A 7,168-nucleotide genomic window follows, 5' to 3' on the forward strand; every position below is an offset into this window, starting at 1 on the left:
GTATATACTCTTTTTCCGTATAAAGACCTCCCTGAATCAGCTCAAGATACATGAGCTGGCCTGGGGAGGTCTTCATGTGTTTACTTATATTTTTGTATATTACGCTTTCAGACTGCGGTAGATCTGTTTGACCAGGTCCGGCGTTACCTCACAGGATGTACGCTTTACAGCACTGGTAGGCATAGTCAGTTTTGTGTACAACTCAATTTCTTCTTCTGTCAGGTCAACTGTTCCCGGCATGAGTTTTTTCATGATTTCTGTAAATTCTTCCAGGCCGCTCACATCCAGGAGTTCCCAGATTTTTGCGGTCTTATCAGGAACGGCTTCTTCCATGAGCTTCATATAGGCAGGGAATAAAATGCCATTGGCCCGCCCATGGGACAGACCTTTATAATAGGTCAGCTGATAGCCCATGCCGTGAATCAGAGTCGTCCCGGTCTGAGCAATGACGATGCCGGCCAGGGTCGAAGCATACATGAGATCTTCCCGCACGGCATAAGACAGTTCCTGATCCAGCGCATCCAGATGAATTCCCAGGAACCGCATGGCTTCTTCAGCCCACACATCACTCATGGGCGTTGATCCTGTGGACAAATACCCTTCAACAGCGTGAGACAAGGCATCAATAGCCGTATCAATCGTTACGCGCCGGGAAACTCCTACGGTAAACGTCGGGTCAACAAAGGCAATTTTCGGAAAAATCAGCGGGCTGCCGACGGACTGCTTCGTCCCGGCATGCGGGTTCGTAAGAACGGCTACTTTCGTGACTTCACTGCCCGTTCCGGACGTCGTAGGCACGGCAATAATCGGCAGCGGCGGGCAGTATGGCCCAGTGAACAGCGCCGTATCATCGAGATCATTCGTACACAGCAGGGCAATTACCTTGCCTGCATCCATGGGCGAGCCGCCGCCAATGGCAATGACGCAGCCGACCTGTTCGTTCCGCCCTACTTCAGCAGCACGCCGCACCGTTTCAATAGACGGATTGCTTTCCACTTCATCAAACAGTACCCATTCTATTCCCAGGGCATCTAATTTGTCCGTTACAGCCTGCTGCGCTCCGTTGATCTTTGCGGAGTGACGCCCCGTTACCAGCAGTGCTTTCCTGCCAAACTGGGCCAGCACATCACCGCTCTGGGCAATGCAGTCTTTGCCAAAATACACTTTCGTAGGCATTTCATACTGAAACATACCTCAACCTCCTTATCTGCTTTCATCCGATACAGATAAACGTATCTGCTACCTATCATAACAGATACGTTTATACTTGTACAAATGTAAAACTTTATTATGCGTTAACTACTTTATCTACCAAGCGGAAGAATGCAGATACACCACATTCCAGATCGGCATCAGGCGTATCTTCTTCCTTGCAGTGAGACAGGCCTTTGGTTGACTTGACAAACATCATGACCGACGGCAGGAATTTAGCCATTTCAGCGGCATCATGGAGAGGTCCGGAATACAATGTAGCCCGTTCACCTGTCTGTTCTTCTACAGAATCCTGGCACAATTTAACCAGATGCGGATCAAAAATAGTGGGAGGAATACTCCAAACCGATTCGAATGAAACATCTACACCATTATCAGAGGCGGCTTTGACACAGGCATCGTGTGCTTCATCATAAATGGTCTTCAATACAGAGCTGTCAACATGACGCTGATCCAGAGAAATCTTACAAATGCCCGGGAAAATCGTAACGACGTCGGGAACTACACTAACTTTCCCTACAGTACAGTACGCAAATTTATCAGCAGTCGTATGAGCAAGGCCAATATCCCGGAATTTCAGGGATGCCTGAGCCGCTGCCAGAAACGCATCGTGACGCATGGAAATAGGGCATCCGGAATGAGCCCGCTGACCGGTAAACGTAATATATTGACGTTCGCAGCCACAAATACCGCCAACACAAGCTACAGATCTATTCTGGCTTTCCAATACAGGCGCCTGTTCAATATGGAGTTCCAAATATTCTTTGATTCCCTTTTTCAAAAATTCTTCTTTGGCCTTAGGAAAGTCAGCGACATTCAAATTATATCGTTTTAATGCTTCCGTAAATGAAATACCATCGTTATCTTTTAATACGGCTGCTTCTTCAACGTTAAGCGCTCCACTTACAGCAGAAGATCCAATACAGCTGCGTCCAAACCGGGCGCCTTCTTCATCAGCCCAGCTTACGACATAGAGCGTCTTTTTCGGTTTCTTACCATGTATGCCATATCGTTTAATAGCCCCCATGCCAGCTACAACGCCCAAAGCCCCATCAAGCCAGCCGCCATCATATACACAGTCTAAATGGCTGCCAATCAATACAGCATCATCTGTTTCCCCCTGGATTTTAGCAAATACATTATGGGCTGAATCTACTGAAATCTCTGCTCCTTCGGCTTTCATCATGTCCATAAACCACTGTTCTGCCTTATCCCATACAGGGGTCCAGGCAATACGCTGTGCCCCAGCCGGAGTCGACGTCATGGCTGCCAACGTCCGTAAATCAGCAACAACCCCTTTTGAATCTTTCAGTAATTCTTCTGTATTCATTATAACCATACCCCTCTCTTATAACAATCAAAATATATGTTAAACGTGTACTGGCACAAAGTTTATTTTTATGCAGGCATACGTTTAGCTACCCGTTTACTACTATGAATGGCCTGAACGGGACAAACAAGTTTGCATAAATGACAGCCTACACACTGTTTTCCCAGCAGTTGTGGCTTTCTTAGCTCACGATTCCAATAAATCGCCTGATGTCCACCGTCTTGACACGATATATAACAACGCCCACAGCCAATACATGTATCATAGTTCCATACAGGATATACCATAGAGTGTCTGTCTAATACATCACTTTCCACAACATTTGGCAACGCACTGCCAACTAATTCATGAACAGATTGTACCTTTTTCTCCTGCATGTAGAAACACAGGCCATCGATCAAATCATCAATAATACGATATCCATACTGCATAACACTCGTTGTCACCTGTACAGTACCTGCACCTAAAGAGAAGAATTCCATAGCATCATGCCAGTTTTCAATTCCTCCCATACCACTAATCGGTGTTCCCTGTAACTCTTTGCACGCCGCCATATCCCTGATAAAACGTAACGCAATGGGTTTAACAGCTTTGCCAGAATATCCTGATACAGAAGAGTATCCACCTATATCTGGCAATACATGGTGCTGCAAGTCAACAGTGGTAATACATTTAACTGTATTGATAGCAGCTAGTCCATCTGCCCCGCCGGCAATAGCCGCTTTAGCTGGAACAGTCATATCAGCAAGATTCGGCGTCATCTTAGCAAGAACCGGTAAATCGGTTCCTTTACGTACAGCCTGGCAATACCGATTGACGAGTTCTGCATCGACGCCTACATCAGATCCCATCTTTTCTTTTGCCATCTGCGGACAGGAAAAATTGCATTCAATCATATCTACTCCGGCTTGCGTCGACATTTCTGCTAATCGGGTCCATTCTTCTTCAGTCTGTCCCATAATAGAAGATACGATAAGTTTCTCAGGAAATTTCTTTTTTAATTGATATAATGCTTCCAGATTTTCTTCTAATGGATGATCTGAAATTTGCTCCAGATTGCGAAACCCAACAAACGAGGCGCCTTCTTTATCAATCGCATCAAATCGAGGGGATACCTCTTCTGGATGGTAAAATCCAATTGTCTTAAATACAGCACCTCCCCAGCCCATCGCTAAGGCTCTGTCTACCATCTCTTCATTTCCAGCAATGCAAGATGATGATAAAAGAAAGGGGTTTTCACAAGTAATACCACAAAATGTTGTTTCCAACATTCTCTCTCGTTTCATACCATCACCTCCACCTTGCAATTTGTTTCTGTATACCCGCTCAAAAACTCGGCAATCATTAATAGATTTACAGGTTGATCTATTTTACTGCGCAAGCACGCATGACGTCCTTTCAGTAAAGCTGCCGTCATATCATGACAATGCTGTTTTTCCGCTTCCCACATTCGGAAGGCTCCCAGAACATTCTGAAAGTAAAGAGCCCTTAGAATCCGATCAATGTGAATATCTCCATGACAGGCAGCAGTACAAGGTGCATCATAACAAAGTAAACAGCGACTTACTTCTTGTCGTATGGCTAAATTCATCATTTCTTCCATAAACATCCCGCCTTACTTTGCATACTCACGTTTACATTTAATAAATTTTCCATGACCCGGCGTCCCCAGAAACTTTCCATCATGGTATACATGCTGACCTCTGGAATACGTATCTGTTACATATCCTTTTAGCTGAACACCTTCCCAAATTGTGTAATCGCAATCGGAATGCATTTTATCATTAGTAACTGTAAAATCCTGTTCTGGATCATACAAAACAATATCTGCATCTTTGCCCGGTTCCAGGAAGCCTTTTTGGGTACAACCAAAAATTTTAGCCGGATTTTCTGCACATAAGGCTATTACTTTTTCAAAGGAAATACGACCTTTATTTGCTTCGCTCAGCATATAGGGATACATCGTTTCAATACCCATACAGCCATTCGGAATCTTCGTAAAATCGTCTTTTCCAACATCTTTCTGTGCCTGTGTAAACGGACAATGATCCGTTGCAATAGTATCAATAAATCCTTCCTTAATTCCCTGCCATAAATCATCCTGGCTTTTCTGCCCTTTCATAGGGGGAGAACATACAAAGTTGCGGCCATCTGGACGTTTATATACATCACAAGTAAAGTGCAAGTATTGCGGACACGTTTCTGCATAGATTTCATACCCTTCACTGACGGCCTGCCGTACTGCATCCATCCCCTGATAATCGGCCAAATGGACGATATACAGCGGAGCATGTAATACTTTAGCCCAATAGATGGCCCGAATATCCGCTTCTCCTTCTACCGCTTCCGGTCGGCTCAAATAATGATACCACGGAGATAAATGCCCTTCTTTTTTAAAACGTTCAATATTTAAATCAATGACATCCGGATTTTCTGCATGTACTGCAATAAGTGTATTCGTTTCTTTAGACCGTTCTAAAGCACGATAAATATCTGCATCCGTCATCATCAGTCCATCTTTTTTATAGACCATAAATAATTTATAGCTAGGTAAGCCAGCCGCCGCTGCATCCGCAAATTCATCAAGCACGGCATCCGTCATATCCGTAATAGCTACATGAAAGGAATAATCAACGCAGGCCTGAGGATCGCATAATTCCATTCTCGGTGCCACAGCTTCTCGAATTCCCTGTCCCTTACGCTGAATAACGAAATCAAATACCGTCGTAACACCACCGCATGCAGCAGCCCGTGTACCAGCTAAATAACTGTCAGCAGAAGTTGTTCCATTAAAAGGCATTTGTAAATGTGTATGCGCATCTATAGCACCTGGCAATACATACTTACCTTTAGCATCTACAACGGGAACGCCTTCTTTATCAATAGTACGACTAATAGATTCGATCTTTTCATCTTTTACATAAACATCGCCCTGAAACCGGTGCGTTGACGTAATAATCGTACCGCCTTTAATAATAAACTCCATTTAAAATCCCCTCTTTTCTGACAATATACGTTTTACCGCATAGAACTGGTAGTATCCTGAACCACAGCAGCTTTTGCATTTTTTTGAGGAATAACTTTCATCAATCCCAAATACACGAAGAATGAAACACCAAATCCAACAAACCAGGCATAATTGAATAGCCATCCTAAGCTTGGAACTATTTTGCCAATAATAGCGAAAGCTGCACCAATGAGCAGAGCCATAACAGCTGCAATATTAAATCCTTTCGTGTACTGATATATACCATCAGCTTTATACAAGCTGATTAAATCAAGCATCATATGACGATGAACAAAGTAATCGGCAATAATAATCGCTGCTATAGGCCCAAGCAATCCGGAATATACATTCAGCCAGTTAAAAATATACATGCTAGGATCGGCCATTAACTTCCACGGCATCATGACAATGGCAAATACGCCGGTAATCAGAACGCCCTTTTTAAAGGAAATATACTTGGGAGCTACATTGGCAAAGTCGAATGCCGGTGAAATCAAGTTGGCTGCAATATTAACTGACAGCGTTGCCACAATAATGCCAAACAGTGAAAATGCTAATACTAATGGGTTAGAGAAATGCAGCAGTAAATCAACTGGATCCCAAATAGCTTTACCAAAGACAACTACTGTTGCCGAAGAAATAATAACAGCCATAATGGAAAAAATCGTCATCGTCGGCGGCAGGCCAACAGCCTGGCCGATCATCTGCTGTTTCTGCCCTTTACCAAATCGGGTAAAATCAGGAATATTCAATGATAAGGTTGCCCAGAACCCAATCATACCAGTTAAAGAAGGAATGAAAACCGGTAAGAATGTATCCCAAGTATTCAGCCGTCCTTCTTCTGCAAAAATCGGTCCAAATCCATCTGCTTCAATAACAATCCAAACCAGCAGGGCAAATGCCAGAATCATGACAATAGGTGCAGCCCATACTTCAAATTTTTTGACACTGTTCATACCTTTATAGGCTACAATAATATTCATGGCCAAAAAGCCAAGGAACGTGATCATTTCCGGCAATGGGAGTCCTAAAATAGTAAAACCACCGCCAAACTGTTTCCATGCCGGAAACAGTGCTATGAGGAAATTATTGACGGCAGTACCGCCAATAAAAGCATTTATGCCAAACCATCCACATGCTACACCTGCACGAAGAAGTGCTGCAATATTTGCCCCAGCTACGCCGAAGGAAGCACGTGATAATACTGGAAATGGAATGCCATATTTAGTACCTGGATGAGCATTTAACAGCATAGGAATCAAAACAATAATATTAGCCAGAGCAATCGTAAAAATCGTCTGTTTCCAATTCATTCCCAAAGCAATTAAACCACTGGCCAACATATAAGCTGGTATATTATGGGCCATGCCAACCCATAAGGAAATAAAATGACCAGTCCCCCAAGTTCTTTCTTTTACCGTTGTAGGTGCTAAATCTTTGTTATAATATGCCCCTTGTTTCAATTCATTAATGGCATCCTGGCCTAACTCTCGTATATCTTGCGACACTACTTCTGTTGCCATAAGAATCCCCTCCTTATTTCAAATAACAACTATATCCCCCGATGACGATTCGTCATCCCACTACATACAAACAAAAAAAGAGCAATGATTTTATTT

The 7,168-nt window shown here is 43.5% G+C and carries 6 protein-coding genes; all 6 read right to left on the reverse strand.

Annotated elements, in window-relative coordinates; genetic code table 11:
- Positions 1–99 precede the first annotated feature (99 nt).
- Positions 100–1,191, reverse strand: a complete 1,092-nt coding sequence (locus Q3886_RS07100) for an iron-containing alcohol dehydrogenase family protein (RefSeq protein WP_301860586.1) — start codon at positions 1,189–1,191, stop codon at positions 100–102.
- A gap of 97 nt (positions 1,192–1,288) precedes the next feature.
- The gene (locus Q3886_RS07105) at positions 1,289–2,542 is read right to left on the reverse strand and encodes a Zn-dependent hydrolase (protein WP_301860587.1); all 1,254 of its coding nucleotides are present in this window, start codon (positions 2,540–2,542) and stop codon (positions 1,289–1,291) included.
- A gap of 68 nt (positions 2,543–2,610) precedes the next feature.
- The gene (gene preA / locus Q3886_RS07110; protein ID WP_301860589.1) at positions 2,611–3,828 is read right to left on the reverse strand and encodes an NAD-dependent dihydropyrimidine dehydrogenase subunit PreA; all 1,218 of its coding nucleotides are present in this window, start codon (positions 3,826–3,828) and stop codon (positions 2,611–2,613) included.
- The gene (locus Q3886_RS07115) at positions 3,825–4,145 is read right to left on the reverse strand and encodes a hypothetical protein (protein ID WP_301860590.1); all 321 of its coding nucleotides are present in this window, start codon (positions 4,143–4,145) and stop codon (positions 3,825–3,827) included. Before Q3886_RS07115 ends, preA begins: the two co-directional genes overlap by 4 nt.
- A gap of 12 nt (positions 4,146–4,157) precedes the next feature.
- A complete protein-coding gene (gene hydA, locus Q3886_RS07120) occupies positions 4,158–5,528 on the reverse strand; it encodes a dihydropyrimidinase (protein ID WP_301860591.1) in 1,371 nt (456 codons plus the stop codon).
- Positions 5,529–5,560: 32 nt separating this feature from the next.
- Positions 5,561–7,072, reverse strand: a complete 1,512-nt coding sequence (locus Q3886_RS07125; RefSeq protein ID WP_301860593.1) for an NCS1 family nucleobase:cation symporter-1 — start codon at positions 7,070–7,072, stop codon at positions 5,561–5,563.
- Between the last annotated feature and the right edge of the window lie 96 nt (positions 7,073–7,168).

It is taken from the genome of uncultured Megasphaera sp., assembly GCF_958350005.1.
Classification (GTDB): domain Bacteria; phylum Bacillota; class Negativicutes; order Veillonellales; family Megasphaeraceae; genus Megasphaera.